Origin of the sequence: Magnetovibrio sp. PR-2 (genome assembly GCF_036689815.1) — a bacterium.
Taxonomy (GTDB): domain Bacteria; phylum Pseudomonadota; class Alphaproteobacteria; order Rhodospirillales; family Magnetovibrionaceae; genus Magnetovibrio.
The window spans coordinates 91,834-113,758 of sequence record NZ_JBAHUR010000012.1 but is presented as its reverse complement, the minus strand read 5'-3'; the positions used below and the strand labels follow the sequence as shown (position 1 = coordinate 113,758).

At 40.3% G+C, this 21,925-nt stretch carries 17 protein-coding genes; all 17 read right to left on the bottom strand.

What is annotated here, in order from left to right; all coding sequences use genetic code 11:
- Positions 1-7: 7 nt before the first annotated feature.
- The gene (locus V5T82_RS14240) at positions 8-325 is read right to left on the bottom strand and encodes a hypothetical protein (protein ID WP_332896326.1); all 318 of its coding nucleotides are present in this window, start codon (positions 323-325) and stop codon (positions 8-10) included.
- Positions 326-565: 240 nt separating this feature from the next.
- Positions 566-4,567: a DUF7483 domain-containing protein gene (locus V5T82_RS14235; protein WP_332896325.1), complete on the bottom strand. Its 4,002-nt coding sequence runs from the start codon at positions 4,565-4,567 to the stop codon at positions 566-568.
- Positions 4,568-4,571: 4 nt separating this feature from the next.
- A complete protein-coding gene (locus V5T82_RS14230; RefSeq protein ID WP_332896324.1) occupies positions 4,572-6,755 on the bottom strand; it encodes a hypothetical protein in 2,184 nt (727 codons plus the stop codon).
- Between the two features lie 35 nt (positions 6,756-6,790).
- Complete coding sequence (locus V5T82_RS14225; RefSeq protein ID WP_332896323.1) at positions 6,791-9,319, bottom strand: hypothetical protein; 2,529 nt, start codon at positions 9,317-9,319, stop codon at positions 6,791-6,793.
- Positions 9,316-11,376, bottom strand: a complete 2,061-nt coding sequence (locus V5T82_RS14220) for a hypothetical protein (protein ID WP_332896322.1) — start codon at positions 11,374-11,376, stop codon at positions 9,316-9,318. Before V5T82_RS14220 ends, V5T82_RS14225 begins: the two co-directional genes overlap by 4 nt.
- Complete coding sequence (locus V5T82_RS14215) at positions 11,376-13,601, bottom strand: hypothetical protein (protein ID WP_332896321.1); 2,226 nt, start codon at positions 13,599-13,601, stop codon at positions 11,376-11,378. Before V5T82_RS14215 ends, V5T82_RS14220 begins: the two co-directional genes overlap by 1 nt.
- 9 nt (positions 13,602-13,610) lie before the next feature.
- Positions 13,611-14,255, bottom strand: coding sequence for a hypothetical protein (locus tag V5T82_RS14210; RefSeq protein ID WP_332896320.1), 645 nt, complete (start codon positions 14,253-14,255; stop codon positions 13,611-13,613).
- Positions 14,256-14,268: 13 nt separating this feature from the next.
- Positions 14,269-14,715: a hypothetical protein gene (locus tag V5T82_RS14205; RefSeq protein ID WP_332896319.1), complete on the bottom strand. Its 447-nt coding sequence runs from the start codon at positions 14,713-14,715 to the stop codon at positions 14,269-14,271.
- A complete protein-coding gene (locus V5T82_RS14200; RefSeq protein ID WP_332896318.1) occupies positions 14,712-16,661 on the bottom strand; it encodes a phage tail protein in 1,950 nt (649 codons plus the stop codon). Before V5T82_RS14200 ends, V5T82_RS14205 begins: the two co-directional genes overlap by 4 nt.
- A 2-nt stretch (positions 16,662-16,663) precedes the next feature.
- Positions 16,664-17,263 carry a phage connector family protein gene (locus V5T82_RS14195; RefSeq protein ID WP_332896317.1) on the bottom strand — a complete coding sequence of 200 codons (600 nt, stop codon included), beginning with the start codon at positions 17,261-17,263 and terminating at the stop codon, positions 16,664-16,666.
- An 86-nt stretch (positions 17,264-17,349) separates the two neighbouring features.
- On the bottom strand, positions 17,350-17,727 hold the full coding sequence (locus V5T82_RS14190; RefSeq protein WP_332896316.1) for a hypothetical protein: 378 nt from the start codon (positions 17,725-17,727) through the stop codon (positions 17,350-17,352).
- A gap of 15 nt (positions 17,728-17,742) precedes the next feature.
- Positions 17,743-18,558 (bottom strand): phage capsid protein, encoded by an 816-nt coding sequence (locus V5T82_RS14185; protein WP_332896315.1) that lies wholly within the window; start codon positions 18,556-18,558, stop codon positions 17,743-17,745.
- 263 nt (positions 18,559-18,821) lie between these two features.
- The gene (locus V5T82_RS14180) at positions 18,822-19,538 is read right to left on the bottom strand and encodes a hypothetical protein (protein WP_332896314.1); all 717 of its coding nucleotides are present in this window, start codon (positions 19,536-19,538) and stop codon (positions 18,822-18,824) included.
- Positions 19,538-19,792 (bottom strand): hypothetical protein, encoded by a 255-nt coding sequence (locus V5T82_RS14175; RefSeq protein ID WP_332896313.1) that lies wholly within the window; start codon positions 19,790-19,792, stop codon positions 19,538-19,540. Before V5T82_RS14175 ends, V5T82_RS14180 begins: the two co-directional genes overlap by 1 nt.
- Positions 19,789-20,007: a hypothetical protein gene (locus tag V5T82_RS14170; protein WP_332896312.1), complete on the bottom strand. Its 219-nt coding sequence runs from the start codon at positions 20,005-20,007 to the stop codon at positions 19,789-19,791. The genes V5T82_RS14175 and V5T82_RS14170 overlap by 4 nt, the downstream gene beginning before the upstream one ends.
- A complete protein-coding gene (locus V5T82_RS14165) occupies positions 20,007-21,593 on the bottom strand; it encodes a portal protein (protein ID WP_332896311.1) in 1,587 nt (528 codons plus the stop codon). The genes V5T82_RS14170 and V5T82_RS14165 overlap by 1 nt, the downstream gene beginning before the upstream one ends.
- Complete coding sequence (locus V5T82_RS14160; RefSeq protein ID WP_332896310.1) at positions 21,593-21,799, bottom strand: hypothetical protein; 207 nt, start codon at positions 21,797-21,799, stop codon at positions 21,593-21,595. Before V5T82_RS14160 ends, V5T82_RS14165 begins: the two co-directional genes overlap by 1 nt.
- Positions 21,800-21,925: the final 126 nt, after the last annotated feature.

Genomic DNA, 21,925 nt, shown 5'->3' with positions numbered 1-21,925 from the left:
CTGTTTGTTAGTTTGTAAGTTTAGCAAGTGCAATTTTGATAGTGGTTATATCGTCGCGTAATGCAGCCTCTATTGTTTCCTCATGCTTCATATGCTCTTTCAATTCCTTGCTTAAGTCTTCAAGCAAAGCATGCCCATTAGCACGTTGCTCTTTTGCTAGAATTAATTCTTTTTCTATTGTGTCCATGCGCTTTTCCATTTCTACGTATTTGTTTTCAAGTGTAAGTATGCGTTCCCTGTAGGACGTATATAGACGCGCTACTAACCCAGAAACCAAAACGGATAGCCCGCCTGCTACATACTTCAATGTCTCTACATCCATCATTCCTTTCGCTCCTCAAGTTTTGCATAATTGCTTTCAAGTGTTTCTATGCGTCTACATATACGCCCTACAAAGCCAGCAACTAGAAAGACAAGCACAACAACAACCCATTTGATTGTCTCTACATCCATCATTCCTTTCGCTCCGTTAGTTTGATCTTTTGTATTGGGCACCAATTCAACATTCTGCACATTCCGCACGACTGCTCGTTACACACTTTGAACAAATATTTTATGTACTTTATCAACGTGCGTTTACCTCGTTTGCTGTGTTTGGTTGAACGAACGCTAGGTAGATATATTTGTGTGAACCTGTGCCGTAGTTCATTGCTCCGTTAGCACTTGATTGCTGGAACGAAATACCGTTAGCCGTAAAGTCATGAGACAACGTTGTTGATGTTGTTTCTGCTGCACTACTATGTGCTTCCAACTTTGTGTTAACTGGATTGTATGTATTGCGTTGTTCATCAAACACAAGCCACTCTTGCCCTGCATTAGTGTGCGACTTGCTCAACCACCATACTGGACGACCACCTAAATTAATGAAGCCTGTTTTGTCGTCACTGTTACCAGCGTATGTTCCAATCTTACAAAAGTCTGTTTCCCAAAAAGCGTGTATTACGTATGTACGAGCAGAACCGTTTGTGTCTGCCGCAGAGCCAACAGTAACAACAGAACTTGTTGGTGCTGTGCTGTTCCATATAGTTGAAGCAGAACTTTCAGCAGCCGTGGAATCTAGTTCTAATCTGTATGTCGCACTAGTTAAGTCTTTATGGTAAACCTGCCAGCCACCAGTGTTTGAACGACATTTACAAAGCAACATAGAAGGCGCTTTACCGTTTATTGTTGGCAAGCCTAATGTTGCACCCGCTGTTCCATTACCTGTGTAAACACCTGTAGCCATACCTAACGTGCTGTTGTATTTCCACGTTGTAGATATTGTTCCAGATGTGTTTACTTCATCGCTTGGAAGGCTTGCACACCAGTCTACATAAGTCACGCCAGTAGCATTTGTGTTTGTTGAATTGCCTGTTGTGTAACTGTCTGTTCCAAATGCCGTTACACTATTAGTATCTGTTGCTTCTGCGTTTGTGCTATTTGAACTTAAATATTTTGTTGTTCCACGCACACTATCAAAAATAAAATGATTGCCAGCACCAGCCGTGCGGTTTTTCGTCCATATAAAATCAGTTGACGTTAATCCTGTAGCAACAGTTCCTGCCGTTTGATTACCTGAACGCAACACAGTCTTGAAATGGTTATCAATGTTGTCGTTAACGGCTGTGATGTTATCTGTTGTTAATGCATTAAAGCCTGTTGGTGGTGTGTATGAAAAATCACTTTCATCAAAACGTGCGGTAATAGAGCCGCCAAGTGTATCAACAAAGTAAAAGCCTGGAACAACACCTTCGCTTGGCATTGTGAAACTTATAACGCCTTGTGAAACGTTGTTCTTATAGAATGTGATTTGATCGCTGTCATAATCAACCGCTACACCAATTACATCGCCTGTTGTAAAGGATGATCCGTAAGTTGTGTTTGATCCATTAACGCGGTAATCGCCATTTGATGCAATGTAGCGAATAGAAGTAGTGTCGCCGCCTAACTGAAATGCTGTTGTGTGTGTGTTTGGTTGAGGTTTAGTTATACCAAATCCAACTGTTGATGATGTGCCTACTGCATCTACATAGCCCTCCCAATAATACTTACCTGACTTGATAAGAAGAGAACCTTGTGCAGTGCTGTTACTGCCTGCAAATTGAGAGGCGTCTGTGTATGTTCTATTCCCATTTGTTAATGTCTGCGGACAATTCAAAGCGTTAATTGTAGCAGCCGGATTTGATGGATTTGAACTAACCTGTTCAACACCACCATTTGTTTGATAGTTCGCACCCTTCAAGGCTGCACGTTTGGTAGGTTCACCAATGTTGATATAGACGTGTGTGTGACCAGAACCATTGCTTGTTTCATGTGAAGCAACAATTTTTGTTCCATAAGGTGTGTAATCACGTCCCCATATTGAAACACCATTTTGTTCTGCTGTTGATGTATCCGCTTCAAGCACATCATCACTTGAATTATATGGACTTCTGATAGTGTCTATTATGTTCCATGAACGTGCTGCGTTTGTATTTTTAACCATGGACCAAACAGGGTCTACACTGTTCACAAACGGTCCATCTGTTGAACCGTTACCAGTGTAAGAACCAATGTCTATGAAATCACTTTTCCAAAAAACAATTACAACATATGTCTCACTTGATCCGTTTACATCTGCATCATTACCTAATGTAATTACTGATGATGTTGGAGCCGTATCATTCCACATAGATGTTTGAGCAGCGGAGGCATCTGGGTAATTCAAGAAAACACGATGAGTGCCGCCAAGAGTTTTGTGGTACGTAGGCCAGCCTGCTACACCGCTTGTCTTCTTAACGGTAAACATCCCTGGTGCAGTGCCGTTAATTGTTGGCAAGCCTAGCGTATCACCAGCCGTACCAGAGCCCGTATACGTTCCAACAGCCATTCCTAATGTGGCGTTGTATTTCCACGTTACGGAAATATCACCAGAGGTATTTGTTTCATCACTTGGTAATGATGCACACCATGCGACATACGTGTCAGAGGCTGTGTTTACTGCTGTATCATTACCAACGGTAAAACCATCTGTGTCAAAACTTGCTAAACCTTCAGCTTGATATTGGTCTGCGCTTGTAAGGTCAGTGTTCAGACGATAACCAACACCGCGCAAACTATCGTAAACTTTGTGGTTTTGAACTCCGCTACGTTCTTTAATCCAAACAAAATCAGGTTGGAAACCAACACCCGTTACAGCGTTACCGCCACTACCAATAACTGTTCCATTGCCTTCATACAGAACAGTCTTAAAGTGTTCATCTACTGTTGTTGTATCAACGGCTGGTAAGTTGTTTGTTGATAATGTGCTAAAGCCTGTTGGTATAGGTCTAACAAGATCATTATCATTTATATTAACTGTAATATCTTGGCTGTTTTGACTAGCAACACCCCAACTAATGCCACTTAAATCTGTTCCTGATATTGTTGGGTTAGTGCCTAAGCCCGGTTCATCTGTAGAACGTGCTGTGCCGCTACTATCGTACCAGTTTTGTGTAGATGTGCTGTCGTCATACCATCCAAACCAAATCTCATCATTGTCCATGTCTATAGCCATTTGAACGGTATCACCCGTTGCAAAACTCATAGTTTGAACAAATGTAGAAAAGTCATAAACATTCAACGCGGTTGTTCTATGCCAACCCGCTACATCTGTATTACTTGGAAACCCGCTAGTAGGTCCGTTTGAAACAAGGAAGGACCAACCGTTCGCTGCATTTGCGGTTGCTTCCAAATACCACTTACCTGTTCGTGGCATGAGTGATGAATAAACATGTAATTGGGCTGATGCTGATGAGGCGTTGTAAGTGCGATTACCATTTGTAAATGTATTGGCACTTGCACCCGCTGTTGATGGATTAAGCGTTGCATAAACATTTGTTGCACGGTCTTGTGAAGCACCTAAATCATTTGCATCTGCATGTTTTTGAACAAAGCCGTTTAAGCCTAAATCAATGCTGCTATCTAATTGCTTTGCTTGCCATTGTCCTGTCTTTGTATTTGTTTCACCAAAGTTATCAGGTGTTAGTGCTTGTCCATCAATAAGTGTTGTGTCTGCAAAATAACCATTCATGTAAGCACTTACTGAACCATACTTACCGATATAATGATCTACAGTGTTGTTGATTGCTAAATCTTGATTAAGGCTTAGTGTTGAAGAACCAGCAGACCCAACAGTTGTTTTAGTTATTAGTCTGTTGTTGACATAAAGTTTTGCCCTATCTGCTTCAACTGCTTCTGTTGTGTCCAGCACAAGAACAATGTGATACCAGCCGCTAAAGTCTCTAAACTTTTCGTTTGATCCGTAGTAACGATAGTCTGAACCTGTAGTTTCAAAATAGAGCCGTAACTCGCCGTCATTTCCGCCTGAAAAGAATAGGCGTATATGTTGCCCTGCACCGCCACTTGATGCTTCGAACAGTGTTTCTTGATCGCCGTTGTATCCATTTAAGTGTACCCATGTTGAGTACGTTGCAATTCTACGATCACCAGTAATGGCAGGCTTATAAGTTAGGTGTCCTGATGTGCCATCAAACAACGCTGCATTTTCCAAATTAAATTCAGAAAATATTGAAAACAGTTCTTGTGGAGTAAGCATGTATGGAGCCATTTAATTACGCTCCATAAAAGTTAGGACTGCGATTAACAGTAACTTCCCTATCTGTTTGGTAATGCATGTCCACCATGAACGCGAACGCATCACCTGTATAAGTGTCGTTAGCGTGCGAAGCATCGCGGAACATTCTCGCAATGACCAACGTGTCAGGCTCTAGGTTAGCCATTGAAACGCCCGTTGCGTGTTCTGCTACTTGGTGTTGATACGCTGTGCCTGTTGCGGCTTGTTCAATGTAAACAGTTGTTGGTGTGCTAAAGGCATCTTGTGAATGTCCTCTAGCAATGCTGTATTCAATACCCCACCTAACTGTTCCAGTGTTGGTGTCTTCTGGTGCCCAATGAACGTGTGGAAAGAAATCACTTCCCGGTTTAATATCGTGGTCAAAGTGGAATACTAAAAAGACTTCTTCCGCTGTATTTGGATCAAACGCATACGCATACAAACCGCCTTGGAAAACCTTAAAGTTTGGATCATTAACACCACCCAACTTTGCAGCGTTCAATGGTGCTGTTAAATCATTCCAACCCGTTTGGTGGGTGAATATGTTTGTGTCGTTAATGCAAAAGACTTGTGTGCCATTTGCGCTAATACAAACTTCACCACTTCCGCCGCTGTATATTCCTGTGTCACTGTCGCCTGTGAAATACAGTGCGGGTGCTGATACTGTCCCTTGTGGAATGTATACAGGTGCGTCGCCGCTTGGTGCTGCCGCTGATGATAAGTGTCCCTTAATGGAAAACTGTACGCCACTACCCGCTGTAGAACTGCCAACTTGCAACACTTCAAATGTAAGCCTATCGCCTGCACTTGCTGTTGCTGTGCCTATTACGTGGTTGCCATCATCTGCATTTGATCCCGCGTCTATTTCAGGAACAGTGCTAAAGATTGAAACGCCGTTCTTCTTAATATCAAATTGTAAGTTAGCGCCCGCTGGTGCTGTATCGGCGTATGCTTCAACACCATCAAATGTCATATCCCTTGTTAGGATAACGTGCCCGTACTCTTGTACTGCTACATCTGTTTCTAGGCCCGCTCCGTCATAACCACATTTAAATGCTATATCACTTGGAATGTACTCAACGTCTAATGACATTGTTGAGCCAGTCTTTGTAAGACCAGTTCCCGCGCTTGTTTGACTTAGTGTGATGTACACCCAATTATCAGGGCTGTTGTCGTCTGCAACAATAAGTGCTGTTTCACTATTGCTATCAATTGTCCATGTGCCTAAGCCATTAACTGTGTCTGTTCCGTCTGGTGTAATTGTAAGGCTGTTAGATGCACCATTGCGCAATATGCCAAAGCGATAGCCCTCGCCTAGTGTTGCAATGCTAGATAAATCAAACTCTACATTGCCGTCCATTGTGACAATGTACAAAGCACCATTTTCTGTTGCTGTTGGGACAATAGGACTGTCTGCACTTGCAACGTTTAGAACTTGGCTAGCCCAATTAGAACTTGCCGCCGCTGCCGCCGCCGTAGCACTTGCGCTTGCATTAGATGCATACTCGCTTGCTTTGGCTGAAAAGTGTAATGCTGAATAGTCGTCTACATTGTCGCCGCCTGCTGCAACGCTAACTAAACTGTCTTCTGCTTTGTTAGCCCATTCCTCTGCATAACCTTTTTCAAGTGCTGCATTGTTTTTATGTGTTTCTGCTGTATCTGCAAAACCACTTGCATTATTTGCGTATGTTTGTGCATTTGATATTTCACTTATAGTAGTAGATGCTTCTATAGCAGTTGCATCACTATTATATGATAATACTGTGTTTGCTGTAGGGGTTGGTAATGTTAGGTCTGTTAACTCTTCGCCTCGCTCAAAGCGTGGTGCTCTATTAATTAGTTCATCTGATTCTTGAACTATTGATATTGTTTTATCTAGTGCATAGTTAACGTCAACTGCTTTATATGCGCCTGCTGTTGCAAAGTCTGTTGTTCTGCTAATTGCAGTGCTTCGCTCAAGCACAACGCTTTCGCCGCCTGTTAGTGGTGTGGTTAAAACAATTGTTCCACCACCTTCGTTGCCTACACCTGTTATTGTGTAATCAACTGTTTTAGTCTTAAGCGTTCCATCTATTGTTACTAAGATATAGTCTTCTTCTAATATCTTAAAATTATAAGTAAATGTATCTTGTAATGCTGTTGCTGTATATGTGTCGTATGTAGAAACTAATGGTACTGTCATTCATTCCAACCTCCTATGTATATGTATTTATTATTTTAGGATGGTTTGGCTTGCCCTGGTTTCCACCAAAACTTGCGTCCCTCTTTCCTGTTGCGCTTAACTGTTTTGCTGTGTCGTCTGCTTGCATTTGGATTGAAAAACATTTCCAACTGCTCAGTGATCAGCCTTCTAAACAATAATTTTGTGTAGAATGCACTTGATAAAAATGGCGTATTGCGCCCTGCAAAGTTAGTTATATTGCCTGCTAATTGGCCTGCTTTGTTGTCCTTGTCGCTGAATGCGGGTGCAAATAAGCTTCTGCCAAGTTCAACGGGTTGGGATACCATTGGACCAAGTACAAAACTCATAATGTCCGCACTATCAAGTGTACGTCTGCCGTTGTGCACTTTGCCTATAGCATCTGCGACAATGCCCATAGCGCCGCCACGTACAGCCCCTTTCATCAATAAGTTACTATCCCACTCTACGGGCTCACGTCCGTTCGCAATATGGTTTAATTGCTCAGCAACCATTCCATTCAAAGTTAATGCAACTGCAAATACACCCAAGTAGGATGAACGCTTTTTCCAGTTGATTTGGTTGCTTGCAACGTAACGCGCTAAGTGTGTGTGAATGACTGTTATTGGGAAACGTTTGAACATAGCGAAACTTCGGCGGCCTTCACCGTGAACGCTACCAGCACTACTTTCACCAAGTAATCTTGCTTCTGTTCGTGGACTGGACGTAATTGTTCCAAATGATCGTTCCGTAACTATGCCCTGCTCAAGTGCAATTGCAATGTCGTATAGGCTGTCATCATTGTTATTTCTGGCTGCATCAATAAGGCTTTTGCTGTTGAACATTTTACGTCCGTGGTAATCAGCAATTCCATGAGTACGAACTTTGTCCCATGCGTCACTGTCAAGCCCGTAACGTTCCAAGAATGATCTTGTAGCACTGTCCAAGTCTGCAAAATTAAGCTTAGCTTTGTTACCAAGGTTTAAATGTATTGCTGCCGCTGTTGTTGTTCGCCCTGCTTCTGTAACTAAACTTAGGCCTGTTGCACGTAACGATGCATCACCCAACATAGCAACACTATTTGAATCCATTATTTGATCAGCCATACGTAAAGCAGCTAAGTTACTTCCACTAAACATATCGCCAAGCAAACCCATATCCGCAGCATCTTCCATAGCATCTTCACTTTTTGCTATGTACTCAACATACTGCTTAAGTTGCTTTGTAATTGGTGCACCATTGAAATGTGCAGTCATTGTGTTTGTAAGCAAGTCACCGCCTACGGCTGGAATAACAGCACTACCCAACCAAGCACTTGTAATTAACTGCCTCCATGTACTTGCACCTTTTGCTATTGTTGAGTTAGTTGGAATGCTACCCATGCCTGTTGCATGTGCATGGAATGCATCTAAGTATTTTAAATTATCAACTTTTGCATTAACTGTTTTGTTGTCACTTGATTGCTTAATAAAATGTTCTGCTACATCTTTGCTATGTCTAAAGCCTGCTTCAATATCTGGCCCTAGTATTTCCATCAAAGCAATATCATTTGCAATGTTTCTCAAATGTAATTGCATGCTTGTGAAAATGTCATGCTGTCCAAACTTATTATTTACGTTTACCCACTCACCCTCTTTGAAGTGCAAGAAGCGTGTTGTGTCGTATTTGTTTGCAAACTTTGTTTTAGTTTTATATGCACCAAAATCTCGGTGCTTGTTTAGACCATGTGTATCAATGCTGTTTTTTACTTCCTCAAGAAACACTCTTATTTCTTTATCAAAGTCCAGTACAGCACTACCCTTTCCATGCTCCATAATGCTTTTCATTTTTGCATCATCTAGCTTAGGTCGAACAGTGTTATAAAAATCATCAAAGCTTGATTGTCTTACACGTTCATTATCCCAAACGTGTGGTAAGTCCCAATCTTTCATATTTGGAAGTGCACCGCCCGCTTTTCTATAAAGCCTGTTAGCCTCTTCAACAGCATCGCGCCAACTGCTTACAACAGCGTGTGCCGCCTCGTTGTCAGTCTTTCCATACAATGCATCTGCAATATCTTTTTCTTCTGCTAAAGGTGTGCCTGTAACTTTACGCTTTGCCTGTTTTAATGTTCTTACTAATGAAGGCGCGTATTGTGCAATGTTTGCATCAAAATGACTGTGCAAATATTTATGCACAGCCTCACTTCTATAAGTTACGTTGTTTTGTGGAGCAGCATCAAATACGTCTCTGTCGTATAGTGCTTCAACTGCTCTAATATATTTGTTGCGTGATGCTAAAAATACAGGTGCAGATGTTTCTCTTGCTGTACCAATGTCAGGTGCATTCTTTATACGTTCGTATCTTGCAATGTTAGTTTCAATTTGTTTTAGTTTTTGATATTTCTTAATATCTTTGTTTTCGCGTATGCGCTGAAAAACTATGTCTGCTGCTTCTTGAACATCAAGCGCACTATTGCCTGCACGTGATTTAACTTCGTCAGTTATTAACTGTTCTACTTCTACAGCCTTGTCTTTAGATATAACTCCATCATCACTTAATTTTCTAATACAATCAATTACGCTCATTTAATTCCACATTTAGTTATCTGCTCAATAGCATTATCTTCCTCGTCCAGTTCATCCAAAACTTCTGCTACTGTTTTTGCTTGTGGGTTTCCATCCGCATCTGTTTCTACAAAATGCTGGCTACCATTTTCTTCTGCAATGTTACGTAATGTTTTCTCAACTTTAGGATCAGTAACATCAACATCCTTACCCTTAATATTTATGCTTTCTGCAACGGGTTCTAAGTTATATTCATTCTTAATTTTATCTATTGCTTGTTTAATCTTTACATCACCAGTTTGCTCATACAAGCTTTCAAGCACTGATAAACGTTGCCCTACACGTTCAAGCACTTGTCTTTCACCCTGCACTATTGCGGCATACTCCATAATTGATTCGCCTATTGTTGGCTGATCAACTTTAGGTGCATACTTACCTTCATGCATTTCTCTAAACTTATTCAACAATGCATAACTTTTTTGCACGCCTTCTTTAATGGCTGCTTCTGTCTCTTTAATGTTTACATCATCTGTTAGTTTGTCTAATCCAAGCTCAATGCCCTTACTTCGTGCTTCACTTACTTCTTCTATAAACTTTGCACGCACTTGCTTATCAGTTGGCAATCTATCAGCACTACGCTTTTCTAGAATAGCCAAATAAAGTGCATCTGCTTCCTGTAGCAATTCACGTTTAGTTTTTGCTGGTAACTTATCATATTTCTTAGATATGTTTTCTCCAAATGCTATGCGTATTGCACGCTTATAGAAGTTACCATATTCATCAAACTTTGTTGCTGTGCTGTGCTTTCCAGTTGGGTGTGCTTTGCTTGCTTTGGTGCTTGCATCATTAATTGTTTTAGCAATTGCTTGCACTTCAAGCGCCTGCTGTGTAGCCGCTTCTTTCTTTAACTGTGCTTTAGATTTTGTGCCATCATCAACATGTTCTGCAACATTGTACTTAGGCAAGCCTTTCTTAGCACGTAATGCAGCATTGTTGTTCTTGGCGGCTTCCAAGTTATCAAGCCTGCTTTTCAGTTCTGCAATCTCAGCCTTAGTTAGATCAAGTCCAAGTCCTTCAAGCTCGTCTTGTGTAAGGCCAGCTTTTGCAATTGCTTTGGTCGTAGGTTTATCAAATTCAAAACGCGGCATGTCTACCAACTCAAGTTTTGCATTTTTGTCTAGGGCTGTAGCAACTCGGTCCAAGTTATACGCATGCGTGACTGTGCTAGCCTGGTTTTTTACGCTGTAGGGCGCGTCCTGTGCCATCTCAGCTACTTCGCGTAGCAAATCTACTGCTTGCTTCTGTGCGGGCGTTAAATCGTTCCTCAGCGCAAGTTTGTCCAAAGTTGTAATTGCTTTGGAATTGCCACCGATAATATCAGCTGTAAATTTATTGGCTAGCCTTTTCGTGTACAGCCCTTTGCCAAAGTCCACGCTTTTTCCAGCACCGCGCACCATACCCGCAAAAGCCGCCGCGCCTACAGTTGCACCCGCAACGCTTTGCGCGTTGTAATCATCAATTTCATCCTCAGTAAAGCCAAGCTCGCGCAGATCGTCGCGTAAGCCGTACTGGATAACAGTTTCAGTTGCGCCGCCAATAGCCGCCTCGCTCAGCAAAAATAATCCAAGGCCTTTGACAGCAAGCGGTGCTGAAGCAACCATTACAGAAGCATTTACGGGATCTACCATACTTCCGCCTGCACTACCCCAAAACTCACCCCAGTTAAAGCCTTCAACTCTTGCTTGTATGTTTTTGTTTTTACCAAGCGTGTCTAACTGTTCTGTTCGTACTTCCGTTTCTATGTCCGCAATGCTTTGCAATCCATGTTCTTTAAATTGCTCGTCTAGTCTTTCATAGCGATTGCGTACACGTCCATGTGGTAATGCTTTTGTCTTTGTAATTTCTTCAAGTTGTTTTTGTTGATCACGCACACGCTCACCAACAGCACTATCAAAACTGTTACTGTTGAACACATCACGCTGTGTTACATATGATGCTGCAAAACGATCATAGAAGTCTAGTGTGCTAATGCCTTGCTTACGTTGTACGCTTCGTACTGATTGCTTACTTAATCCCATTACTTAACATCACCATAATTGAAAATAGCACTACCCATTGTCTCACCATTTATTGTTTCACTTAATGCAAACATGCCTCCATTAGCATCTTCCATTAGAATTATAAAATCACCATTGTCATTTATTGGATATGGAATACCATCAACACGTATTTTAGACGGGTGCATTTTCATGCCTGTACCGTCTGTAATAGTTGACTTGCCTAGTGCTTCTTTAAACGCTGAATTAGTCCAACTGCTAAACTTGTCTTCCCACTCTTCCGCATCTACACCATGCATAATAGGCGGTGTTTGCTGTCCATTAAATTCTGGCATTTCATCAACACCATAATATTCTATATATGCTTCTTCTACTTCATCATCTGTTACATCACTATCTAAACTAATTTCTTTTTCAGCGTTTAGCCTATTTGATAAGATAATGGCAGCAATGCTTTCTTGTACTTCTTGTGCATACTGTCCATCTTCATCAATGCTTACTCCATCGTTCAGTGTAGGCAAGATTGTAATCAACTTGTCTTGTATTTTTCTTTCAACAGTTGCGTTACCTTTAAGTGCTTTGTGCTCTGCTTGCTTAGCACCTTGCATAATCTTTTTAGCAAGTAAGTAATCATTGCTGTCTGCATCTTCTGTGCTCATTAAAGACATTGCCTTACGCTCTGCAACTGATTTAATTTTGAGTTTGTCAAAAGCATCATCTAATGCATATTCATCCTCGCCAAATGCTTCAGCAAGTTTGTTTATATTCTTTGCAATGCTTAATCGTTCATCAATGCTTGCATTGTCGTAAGTAGCTACAATGTGCTGTCTTACAATGCTGCTTGTAAATGGATTTAAACTTGTATTTGGATCAGTGCTAACAGAACCGTCTTCATTCTCAATCTTAGTACCCATAACGTTCTGTGCGGCTTCAACGTTTTGAATTAAGTGCTCTATGCTATTTGTGTCTGCAATATTAAAATCATTTGGTAATTCAAATGCTCCAACGTTGCTTGCATAATCAAGTGCATTACCTTTACTGATTGCTTTTTGCTGTCTTACAATTTCTTTCTTGTAATAGTCTAGCAATGGTGAAAGTGTTTCTTGTTCTTCAAGCGTTGCTGTCTTTAATTGTTCGTCTAATTCCTCAAGCTTTTTGGCTTTGTCTTCAAATCCAAGTGTAGCAAATTGTTTGGCTTTGGATTGCACTTTTTGTGCATTCTCAATTATAGCCATATGCTCAGGTGCATACGTATTCACAATACCTAATATTTCTTCGCTGTCGCTTGGAGTGCGTCCTTCAAGGATTTGATCAGCAAGGGATTTAGCAAGGCGTTTCGCTTTGGATATTGATGCTGTGTCTTTTGCATCAAGGCCGCTAAAGAACTGCTTTGCTTTTGCTTGTATTGCCTCACGCTCTTCTCGCGTAAGTTTATTAAGCTTATTGTGTTTTACATTTGGACTATCAAGATCAAGAATAAACTTTTTAAGATTACCCCCGCTTTGGCGTATGCGTTCACCCTCTGCAACAATATCATAAAAGATAAAAGTTTGTTTATCTGCTTCAATAATCTTGTTGTAATCATCTTCTGTAATTAACTTTGCTTCTTTCAAAGACAACAGTTTATCAATTCGCTTTACCTGTAGTTCATCAAGTTGTGCACGATAGTTTGGGTCTTGCGGATTAGCGCCATGTTGTTCGATTAGTAATTTGATTTGATCAAGATCATTATCAGCACTTGCACTAATGTCTGCTAGTTGCTGTTTTCTGTCAGCATTAAACTTGTCTATATCAATGCTTCTGTAAACACTATTTCCCAAATTGTTAATTTGATTTGTATATGTTGGCTGTAGATCAACAGGAACATCATCAAGATATTCTTGTTTAAACTCTTCAAGGCTTTCTTTAAAACCTTCTGGGTCTAGCACATGCTTCTTTGATAGCTCATGAACTTTGGCTTTTGCTTGCTCGTCTTTTTGAACTTTGAATTGTGCTTCAGCACCTTTGTTGCGTGCTTTAGTGCTTAGTCCTTTGTATCCAAAGAAACCATCACTGCGTTGTAATCCATCTGTACCAGCGTCCTTTTGTTGTTGAACACCTTCTTCATATGCTTTCTCAACAGCATGTTCATCTGCTTTTTGATTTACAACGTCTGAAAGCTTGCCCCATGTATCTCCTAAGTTATCAGGAATATAAAATCTTCCATGCGATGCTCTTGCACCTACTTTTCTATTATATCTTTCCATACTATCCCCTTATGCAAAACGATCAGTTGTCTTGATTGCATAATCAAATAAGTTATTTTGTGTATTTGCTTTTGATTCTTGTTTTAATGATTCTTGTGAGTAATTAAGACCGTCTATTGTGCCTTGTGTATTAAAACTATCTGTAAAGTTGTCTCTTGCTACTTCCGCCGCTGTATCGGAAAACAAATCATTGAAGTCTGTAATTTCAAAGCCACTTGCACCCGCATCAACACGCTGTTGTGCTAAGAAGTGTTTAAGTTCATTTTCTCTATCATATCTACGTAATGCAAGCGCTGTGGCTTCACGTTGCGCATTGTAAGCCATACTATTAGCTTGTGCTTTCATCATAGCGTTTTGTGATTTGTTTTGCATATATGCGCCAAGACCACTTAAAGCCATTGATGCAATTTCAAATGCTCCAAACGAACTTGCCGCGCCTGTAGCCGCTGTAGTTGCTGCCGCTGTTGATCCAAATCCAGCACCCGTTATTAGCGCTGTTGATCCAGCTAAAGTAGGTGCGCCTGCTGCCGCTGCTGAAATAGCCGCTGTGCTTGCTGCTGATGCTGCCGCTGTCGCTGCCGCTGTCCCTGCTGTTGCTGCGGCTGTACCGCCTACTGCCCCTGCCGCTACTGGTGCGGCTGCTACCCAACACATTTAATCCTTTCTCCTACTTATCGTAAATAAGCACTAACTGGTTAGATGGAAGCATAGCAATCTTTTTGCCATCCCACTTAAACCCAAGTGCTTTTATAAATCTTTGGCTATCTAGGTATTCACTCCATACGTGAACACTAAGTTTTTTTCCAAAGTATTTTATCTCTATGTATTTTATGTATTCTTTTGCATACATAACAATTTGCTTTAAGTATTTATTAAACTTGTCTGTCGCAAAGAACGCCAAAACAACAGTGTTCCCATAATCAAGCACACCATTAAAACAAAGCGGCTTATCGTTTACGTATGTTATATATGCTTCTTCTGCACTTAACGTAATTTCATAGTTTGTGTCATCAATTCCAAAATGTAACAACTCTTCCTTGTCACGCTTTCTTACATCTTTCCATAGTTCATCTAATCTTTCTTTTGTTGCTTCTTTAATCTCAATTTTAATCATACTGCTATTGTAACTGTATACCCTCTTACCTTTGCTTCTGTTGGGTCTGTTACACTAATTGATATTGTTGGATCAGTGCTAAACCCACCTAACTTAAACTTAGTTGTTCCCGTAAATGCTGTTAGTGCTTGATCTAACAAATTATCACCGTGGTATCTAAACGTTTTGTTTTTACCCTGCACATTAATTGAATATGTGTCTTCTATATTTAGTTCAACTTCTACAACTCTTATACGTCTTCCTCTCAACAATTGCCCTTGTACAATTGGTGATAATGGAAGGCTTTCAAATTCACGTGTTATTGTGTAGCCAACTTGTATATCTGTTACTTCCTCATTAAGCGTGATGTTTCCGCTTCCATCTGCTGTAACAACACCATGCACAAGAGGTGTTCCTAATTCACCTGTTACTACTTGCACTTCTTCATTTGCAAGTGGTGCATATGCACCCCATGTATCTGTTGCAGTGCCGTTTGTGTCTTCGTAATAGCAATCTAAAAATACTTCATCTTCTGTTAAGTGCTCTAAGTACACTCCGTTTGTTCTGCTTACAATTGCGTATAGTGTGTCTTTCTTTCCGTTTCCATGATCAGCATTACAAACTTTAAATGAATTAAATGTTCCGTTTGTTGTTATATCGCTCCAACCTAAAATGTCTTTTTCAACGTTGATCATGCACACGGTTGCTGTGCCATCATCGTTAAGCACAAACACATAGTTTGCTTGTGCATCAAGGTAATTGCGTAGGTAAGCAAGCGAAGTTGGATTTGTTACTTTGTCATGGATCAGCGTGTAGTTTTTACCTGTGAAGCTTTCTGTGTTTGCGTTGTAAACAAAGCCCCTCAACTCTTTACCATTTGCAGTTGTAAACAGTATTTCATTATCAACCACAACGGCAGGCAAATCGTTGATGCCATAACTTGTGCGATGCGAGACTTGTCGATCTGTGTAGGAAATGGCTGCGCCGTTGTTGTGTATTTCGTGCTCACCGCTGTCTGTGAACACCATCAAGTTTCCAGCACTTTTCATGTCCTTGATCACTTCCACACTACCCGCAAGTGCAGATGTAAATGGATCGGATGCTGTAGTGTCCGCTGTGGAGAACGTGTATAAATTATCAGCTTCGCTTGCGAATGTGCGTTGTGGTTCCGCTGATACGCCTGCAAAGTACAAACGTCCGTCATGTTGTTCGCAAACTGTGAAATAGCCCCTGTGTGGGCTGTACGCTATCTCTTTCCAGCTATCATCTGTGCCAGTACCCGTTAGGTCCTCAACAATGTCATATGCGGCTGTAGTGGACGCTGTAGCCGTAAGTGTTCCGTCATTGATTATAATAATTCCGTCGCCGCGTGATGTGCTGAAACGTATTTCCTTACCATCCCAGTCATCTGTAAAGATTGCTGTGGACGCTGTGACAGTTCCGCTTGTTGTGTTGTTGTTTGGGTTGAGTGTAATTAGGTTATTGCTTCCATCAAACTTAGTATCAATGTATCTGTGGAATGGGTTTGTATCCCAAGCAAAATCATCAAATAGCCAATCTACATGGCTTCCATCACGTATAAGCGTTTTTGTTGGGTAGCTTGAATGCATGATGATTAGCGTGTCACCCATTGACTTAACTTTGATAGTGCTTAAGTCGTCATACAAGTATGGTACGCCTGTTGTAACTGTTGCTTTCAATTCATCATCATAAAACACTTTGATTTGCTGGTTGCCAAAAACAAGTAAGTATTCTTGTGTGTCGTTGAACTTATACGTAAACAGTTTTTCACGTTCATCTGTAAGCGTTGCTGTCCACTTCAAACCACGTCTACTTGTAAACGGTCCTTGCGGTGTTGGAATAAAGTTAGTTAGGCTTTTGCACGCTGTTTTGAATATTTCCTTGTCTGCTCTTGCATCAATTTGATTTGTTGCACCTGTGGCAAAGGAAAACTGTGAATATCTCATTCTTACAAGCTCCTTGCTCGTAAGTATGAACTTGTATCATCTGCTATGAATGTGTCCGCTGGTGTTGTATTTGAATCTGCTAGTTTTGCGTCATACAGTGCTTGTCTGTAATCTTCATCAAACTGTTGTTTTAAATTAATATCTGTAGTTAGTGCATATGCTGATTCTTTGCATAAACGTGCTATTAGCAATTCAACGAAATACGGTGGCATTTCGCTTTCATCAATGTCTGCGTGATATTCGCATATAACACCAGTATCTACATTACAAAGTATCTCGCCGCGTCTTAGTTCATAACTTATTTCTGTGCCTGTAAGCTTGTCTGTTACTGCAATTAGATCAAGGCTTGGAGAAGGTAGTGAATACTTTGTGCTCCAATCTACATCAATTGGCGCTGTTGGTAATTGCGATGCTTCTATCTGCTCTCTGTTAAAGTTCCACTCTTTGTTAGACAATTCATTAATCTTGATTGTTTCATACAAGTTAACCAATACAGTAACTTCATACGGGTCGCTTTCTGTACCTGTAAGTGATTCAGATTGAATTGTGTCTCCGCCTAATTTTAATGATGTGTTTGTTAGTATGTCTAGTTTGCTCGCCATATACCTTTCTCCATAAGTATATGTATTTATAAAAAAAGCCCTGTTCGTTAGAACAAGGCTTCTTTCACTGTGTGAGCAGTCCGTTATTAGTAAGTGCGAACGATTGTTGCCATTACTGTTATTGAACCTGTTACAGCCGCTGTTTCAACTGTAACGTCAATTGTGTCGTCTGCGGTGTACTCTTTACCAACTGCATAAGCACCATTCTGTTTAACGGTTTCTGCTGTGTTAGCATTTGTAGATGTAATGTAACCATTTGGATCAGTTCCATCACCTACGATAAGTGTACCAGTACCGCCCAAAGCTGCTTGTGTAATAGATACTTCTAGTACACGTGTGCCGTTTTGAACGTTTAGCATTTGAATTACATCGCCTGCTGCGGTTGCTGAGAAATCATATGTTTGAGAAATAAATTCTACGTTGTATCCGATTTCTGCGCCTTCTGTGTTATTTACTGTAGCCATTGTTTATACCTCCTGTTATCCAATGTCTGCCCAAAAGACAGCACCAGGAATAAGTAGACCAGCGTTAGCGGATAATTTACCCATAACTTGGTCCATGTCTTCTTTAGGAAGTCTGTCTACTTTGATTGTTAAATCTTGAGCCATTGCTAAGCCAACTGCGTTTTTCCAGTATGCAAAAACTTTGCGTCCTGTTGTTGCTTCTGGTAGCAATGTTTCGTCTTCCATATATACAATATCAAAGCCTAACACGTTTTCTGCTTTACCTGTTTTAAGCAAGCTTTGCTCAACGAAATCACGGCTAGTTAATGTAGTGTCGTTTAATATGTCATCTAGGCCTTCTGCACCAATTACAAGTGAACGGTCACTCATTGGTACTTTTGCTTGGTTCATTGCTTTACCTAGTGCTTGTATACCAGCTTTATTAAGTGTGTTTGATACACTTACTTCGTTGGTTGAGTTAGCTAATCCATTGTCAATAGTTAGTGAGTCTAGACCACGGTTTAGTGTAGCAACGATAGAAGTTGTATATTCACCTTGGTAATCAATGTTAGTTTTTAAAGTATCAACACTATCAATCCATTCTGTTGCATAGATGTCAGTTAATGTAATTGATTTATCAGTGTGCTCTAAGTTCATTGGTTTTAGCTGCGAGTGGCGTGCTTTACCAATTGTAGGTGTTCCAGCACCTAATTGTGGGAAATGCGCAATATTAGAATCTTTAGTGCGCTTGTTACGTACTGTAGAACGTAAGTTGCTTTCTGTTTGTTGTAGCTCATGTTGGCAAGATGCTTCCCATTCTTGCGTAAAAGCCACATTTGCTGTATTCGACATTTATAATGTCCTCCATAAATATGTCTTGTATGTATTGAATGTTTCGCTTGGATTGCCTCTGCACACCACGTAGTCTTAACGTCCATGCTTTGGGTCTGTGCTAGCCTATTACTTGGCTAAAGTGTGCATCCCGCACAGTAGGCCCTCTGCATAATGTGCAGTGCTAGGGTTGCTACTAATTCGCTATATCTATTTATATTTTTGGAGTTGGCACAAAAAAACCCGCTGTAATTAGCGGGTTTGTTTTTTGGTTTGTATAATACTTACTTTTTGTTTGCGTATTCAAATTGCTGTCTTACATGTGCCCTGTACTCTTCACCTGCTGGGTCGCCTGCGGGTAGTTTATACCTTGGGTCTTTTACAAGCTCGTACAGTGATCCTTTTGTAACTGGCTGCTTAGATGGCTGCTCTGTACTGTCTATTGGGTTATGCCCTCTGTTTTGCTCTAACTGCTCATATAACCACTTAACTGTGTCTGTATTGGTTTGCATGTGCTTCCACACTGGTTCTGGATAATTTGCCATTGCATATTTTGCAGTTGCTGTAAGTTTTTTATCAAACTCGTCTCCCCAATCGTATTGCAATTCACCAAGTACATTTTTTTCTTTTGTTTCTTGTGCTGGTGCTACAAGTGCAAGTGTTTCTTGTTGCTTTTTAATCAACCAATCCATTGTGTCTTGTGTAATACGATGTTCTTTAGCTTCTTCAAAAAATGTTTTTAAACCATCTTCATCTAAAATATCTAGAGATGCTTCCTTAATGCTGTTTTCATATTTGTATTCTTCTGGAACACCTTTATTAAACTCTTCACGTAACTTATCATAACTTTCTTTTGTTGTTTCGTATTCACTTTTGTAATCAATGTCAGTGTCTGTGTCTTCGGTGGTTGGTGTTGGTGTTTCGTCTTGCGTAGAAACTTCAACGCTTTCAAATGTATTGTTAGTTGGTTCTTCTATTTGTGTCTCGCTTTCATTTTCCATTATAGTTTAATTCCTTGGTTATTAAGTGTTGTGTGTACAGTTTGCCATATGTCATTACGAACTTTCTTTAAATGCTCTCCGCATTCAATATATTCGTCTTCTGCTTTATTGCGTGCCACTAGTGACTTTTCATAAGCGTCTACAGCATTTTCAAGCAATTCTTTTTTATTTATAACTTCATCAAATGGATGTTCCTTTTGTGTTTGTGTTTGTGTTTGTGTTTGTGTTTTTGTCGTTTTCTTTCTTGTTGTCATAACTGCTTGTATTCCTCCAATTTGTTTTTAATTGTTAGTAGAAGTGCCTCTTGTGCACATCTATATACTGCTTGATGCGGGTTTGGATCATTTGCATCAATGCCATTACGTTTAGTAATGTATTCTAAATATTCTAGAACTGTGTCGCCGTATTCATGGTCAAAACACTCGCCTATAGCTGCTATAAGCTTGTCGTAATCTTTTTGATCTTTCATTATTGATTTAAAGCAAAGTTACTCGCGTCAATTTGTGATAAGCTATTAAGTATATCGCTGCCCTGTTGTGCTGCGTTAAGTGCTTGCTCAGCTTGTGCGCCTTGCTCTTCCCTTTCTGTTTGTTGTTGTATTTCTTCTTCGCTTTTGAATAAGTCCACGCTAAATCCAGTGTTAAGTAAGAACTTGCGAGACGCTTTGTCTAGATCAACGTTCTTAGCAATAACTTGTGGTGTGAACGCTTGTATTGCCTGCGTAAGAACACTTAAGTCATTCATAGCTTCGCTGATCTTCATGGATTTATCTGCTGCACTTTCAACTTTGCTTTCTATGTCATGCTCAATACCCTTAAGCATTTCCAAATCGCCACTATCAACCATGCGTAGAACAACTTGTTCAAACACAGGCTCCAGCAATTCTTTTTGAAAACGTAGTGCAGGCTTGCCGACTACACGTAAGAACTTTTCGTGCCTTACGCTTGTCTCGTATGCTGTCATATACGAGTTGTCGCCTTGTGCTAGTTGTGGCAGATCATTATCAAATAGCAATTCGCGTATTTGCATTCTGTGATCTTGTAATGTTTGTGCACCGACTCTTATATCGCCTGGAAACTGCATTGCTTCCAGTTTGCTTTCTGGACTGATAACTTTACCGGGTCCAACTTGGTTTCTTAAAGTTTTTGGATTATAGCCACCTTGGTTTGTATCTTGCCAGAGGCCATTAGCTGCGTATTCTGTTGCTATAAGAACATCTTTCATGATCTCATTTGCAGTTACAATGTGCGGTAGAGCTTGTTTTACTTGACTGTCACCCCAAACCGTTCCAGGCATTCTAGTCCATCTATAAACAATAAATGGATTATGCTTTTGTTTTTGATATACAAGTTTGTGCCACTCACCGCCTTTGGTAATACCCATATAGTTACCTTCTGTGCTTGTTGTTAACCAAACACCATATTCTGTTATACGGTTATTGGTTATTGCACTTTCAATGACGCTATATTTCTTTTGTGGTGTTTCCTTTACGGCTTCTTGTACGTAGGATGGGATGTTACTGTAGTGCTCAGCTATTTGTTCCGCTGTTAGTTCGTGCGTGCGAAATACAGTGTTAATCACGCCTCTGGCATTAGATAATATATATAACTCACCTATTGGAATTGCTTCGTAGCTTATACCTTCATCGTCTTCACGTATTGCTATGCAGCCTGTGCCTGTAATGACACAATCCAATATGCTTTCATATGTTGCTAAATAAAAATTTGAATCTTTAAAGTGTTCATGAATGACTGCGTTGGCCTTCATTAAACGATTGCGCTTTTCAAGCGTTGATGTAGTTGCTTCACGCAAAGCCAACTCACCCCACATAACATTTTGTGGTAACAAGTTGCTTTCAATGTTTGTAGCTAGATTGTTTACAGATGATGTTGCTGTTCCATCGTAGATTTGTGTTCTGTCTTGTTCCTTTCCAACATTACTCATACTCTGCTTAGCTGGTAATGTGTACTTGTATGCGTAGAACGTTTCTTTCTCAATTTCTCTACGTAACGTAACAGCACTGTTAAATCTTTTTTGTATACGTGCTGCTTCCATTAAAATGTTTCGCCTTTTATATCTTCATCCTTAACGCCTAAGAATCCAGTTTTCTTATTAACCATACTTGAAACGCCTTTGCGCTTCATGTTCTTGGTATTCTGTTCTATCTTATTTTCTTTCTCTTCCTTCTCTCTACGTGCCTTAGCTTCTTCCGGTGTTTCTACTTTAGGCATTGGAGGAGGAGGTGCTGATCCAAAACACATGCTGTAACTCCATAAATTTATGTGCATGTATTTATATTTTTGCTATTGGCAAAAGAAAAAAGCCCACTGTTTCCAGTGAGCTTTTTAGTGCTAAAATAATATAGGAGCCTTAATATGATATTTGCT

Coding starts and splice junctions, on each gene's coding strand:
- V5T82_RS14240 (WP_332896326.1), bottom strand. CDS start 325: ATGATGGATGTAGAGACATTGAAGTATGTAGCAGGCGGGCTATCCGTT.
- V5T82_RS14235 (WP_332896325.1), bottom strand. CDS start 4,567: ATGGCTCCATACATGCTTACTCCACAAGAACTGTTTTCAATATTTTCT.
- V5T82_RS14230 (WP_332896324.1), bottom strand. CDS start 6,755: ATGACAGTACCATTAGTTTCTACATACGACACATATACAGCAACAGCA.
- V5T82_RS14225 (WP_332896323.1), bottom strand. CDS start 9,319: ATGAGCGTAATTGATTGTATTAGAAAATTAAGTGATGATGGAGTTATA.
- V5T82_RS14220 (WP_332896322.1), bottom strand. CDS start 11,376: ATGGGATTAAGTAAGCAATCAGTACGAAGCGTACAACGTAAGCAAGGC.
- V5T82_RS14215 (WP_332896321.1), bottom strand. CDS start 13,601: ATGGAAAGATATAATAGAAAAGTAGGTGCAAGAGCATCGCATGGAAGA.
- V5T82_RS14210 (WP_332896320.1), bottom strand. CDS start 14,255: ATGTGTTGGGTAGCAGCCGCACCAGTAGCGGCAGGGGCAGTAGGCGGT.
- V5T82_RS14205 (WP_332896319.1), bottom strand. CDS start 14,715: ATGATTAAAATTGAGATTAAAGAAGCAACAAAAGAAAGATTAGATGAA.
- V5T82_RS14200 (WP_332896318.1), bottom strand. CDS start 16,661: ATGAGATATTCACAGTTTTCCTTTGCCACAGGTGCAACAAATCAAATT.
- V5T82_RS14195 (WP_332896317.1), bottom strand. CDS start 17,263: ATGGCGAGCAAACTAGACATACTAACAAACACATCATTAAAATTAGGC.
- V5T82_RS14190 (WP_332896316.1), bottom strand. CDS start 17,727: ATGGCTACAGTAAATAACACAGAAGGCGCAGAAATCGGATACAACGTA.
- V5T82_RS14185 (WP_332896315.1), bottom strand. CDS start 18,558: ATGTCGAATACAGCAAATGTGGCTTTTACGCAAGAATGGGAAGCATCT.
- V5T82_RS14180 (WP_332896314.1), bottom strand. CDS start 19,538: ATGGAAAATGAAAGCGAGACACAAATAGAAGAACCAACTAACAATACA.
- V5T82_RS14175 (WP_332896313.1), bottom strand. CDS start 19,792: ATGACAACAAGAAAGAAAACGACAAAAACACAAACACAAACACAAACA.
- V5T82_RS14170 (WP_332896312.1), bottom strand. CDS start 20,007: ATGAAAGATCAAAAAGATTACGACAAGCTTATAGCAGCTATAGGCGAG.
- V5T82_RS14165 (WP_332896311.1), bottom strand. CDS start 21,593: ATGGAAGCAGCACGTATACAAAAAAGATTTAACAGTGCTGTTACGTTA.
- V5T82_RS14160 (WP_332896310.1), bottom strand. CDS start 21,799: ATGTGTTTTGGATCAGCACCTCCTCCTCCAATGCCTAAAGTAGAAACA.